Origin of the sequence: Bacteroides sp. HMSC067B03, assembly GCF_001811315.1 — a bacterium.
Lineage (GTDB): Bacteria > Bacteroidota > Bacteroidia > Bacteroidales > Bacteroidaceae > Bacteroides > Bacteroides faecis.
Genome location: NZ_KV804269.1, coordinates 1 through 1,915, shown reverse-complemented (window position 1 = coordinate 1,915; position 1,915 = coordinate 1). Strand labels below are relative to the sequence as shown.

The window sequence follows — 1,915 nt, the reverse complement described above, 5'->3', positions numbered from 1 at the left end:
TATATATATAGCTTGCACCTTGCAGTGTGCCGTGAGAATGTGGTGTGGCTGTCACATTCGTAACTGCGATACAGATGAGAGTAGGTCTCTCGCAATCGCTTTGCAGGAAGAGGTTGCAAACCGGTGTATGCTGCTTTCTCCCGAAAGGGTTAAGGTGGTGAACGATACATTCAAAAGGCAGTGATGAACTGTCAGGTGACCATACAGGAGATGACCGTAAGGGAACCATTGATGATGCGTCGAAATGCAATGGGTGATGTCAAAACCATGCTTATGCAAGGAGTGTGGGATAAGTTCAGAGGTTACCTGTTTATTGTCTGAACGGCATCCGGCGTAGAGGTGGCATGACCTGTATGGAGGCTGTGTTGTGGGAACATGGGAACTCACCATAGGATGCCAAGGGAGCGACCAAGAATGGAAAACCCGTAAGGTCTGAGTACCGAAGCCTGTGGTGGAGGCGGACTGTCTCGTAGTAGCGTTGATATTGCTGTAATGGCAATGGAGCAAAGGGGACAGCTTGTCCGGTGTATTTGTATTGTACAACTAATTATTAAAGTTATTAGGATGATGCAACATCAAGTCACAAAACCGTTTACAATCGACAAGCATGTGATAATGAATGCTTGGAAACGGGTAAAAGAAAATAAGGGGAGTGCTGGTATTGACAATATCAGTACGGAGGATTACGAGAGTAATCTTGGAAAGAACCTGTATAAGTTGTGGAATCGCATGAGTTCAGGAAGTTATTTTCCTAAAGCAGTAAAATTGGTGGATATACCTAAACCCTCCGGTGGAACCCGTCCTTTGGGAATTCCTACTGTTGGTGACCGTATAGCACAAATGTCTGTAGTACTGCTGATAGAAAGCAGGTTGGAGGCTATATTCCATATGGATTCGTATGGTTATCGCCCTAATCGTAGTGCCCACGATGCGATAGGAAAAGCCCGTGAACGTTGCTGGCGTTACAACTGGGTCTTGGATATGGATATAAGCAAGTTCTTTGACACCATAGACCATGCCCTGTTGATGAAGGCAGTGGAACGTCATGTGCAAGAAAGGTGGATATTGCTTTATATCCGGCGTTGGCTGAAAGTTCCCTACGCAACAGTTACAGGTGAATGTATAGAACGAAGTATGGGGATTCCGCAGGGTTCGGTAATAGGTCCGGTTCTTGCCAACCTATATCTCCACTATACATTTGACAAATGGATGTCACTTTATCATCCTACTATCCCTTTTGAACGCTATGCCGATGATACGATTTGTCATTGTAATAGCCTTGAAGAAGCCCAAAGGCTTAAAACATCCATTGTAGAGCGTTTTGCTGCATGTAAATTACGCTTGAATGAAGAAAAGACACGCATTGTTTATTGCAAAGACGGTAAACGGAGGGGAGAGTACAAGGAGATCACTTTTGATTTCTTAGGTTACACATTCCAGCCACGAGGTCAGAGAAATAAACAAGGGCAAGTCTTTAACGGTTATGCTCCTGCAATCAGTAAGAAGTCAAAGAAGCGTATCACAGAAAAGATACGTGGTTGGCATTTGAACAGTCGGGTTCAGCTAAAACTGTCTGACATAGCAATGGAAATAAATGCGGAAGTTCGTGGGTGGATGAATTACTACGGTAAGTTTTACGGTAGTCAATTAAAGGCTTTTCTACAATGTGTCAATTTGAAATTGGCTCGGTGGGCAGAGAGAAAATATAAGCGGTTTAGGCGAAAGCCTAATGATGCTTATAAATGGTTGGTATGGATAGCATCAAAGAATCCCACCTTGTTTTATCATTGGCAACATGGTGTCAAACCCAATCGATTGAAACCGTTTGGATGAGAGGAGCCGTATGAGGGGAGACTTTCACGTACGGTTCTGTGAGAGGTTTGGGCTGAAATGCCCAGACCTACTCGACCTAACC

At 44.2% G+C, this 1,915-nt stretch carries 3 protein-coding genes; all 3 read left to right on the top strand.

What is annotated here, in order from left to right; translation table 11 throughout:
• Positions 1-184 (top strand): hypothetical protein (locus HMPREF2794_RS29230; RefSeq protein WP_210403589.1); only part of this gene is annotated, 184 nt, incomplete at its 5' end.
• The gene (locus HMPREF2794_RS28780) at positions 181-321 is read left to right on the top strand and encodes a hypothetical protein (RefSeq protein WP_168166583.1); all 141 of its coding nucleotides are present in this window, start codon (positions 181-183) and stop codon (positions 319-321) included. The genes HMPREF2794_RS29230 and HMPREF2794_RS28780, both read left to right, overlap by 4 nt.
• Positions 322-564: 243 nt before the next feature.
• Positions 565-1,833 (top strand): group II intron reverse transcriptase/maturase, encoded by a 1,269-nt coding sequence (ltrA, locus tag HMPREF2794_RS02645; protein ID WP_246839579.1) that lies wholly within the window; start codon positions 565-567, stop codon positions 1,831-1,833.
• The last annotated feature ends 82 nt before the right edge of the window (positions 1,834-1,915 follow it).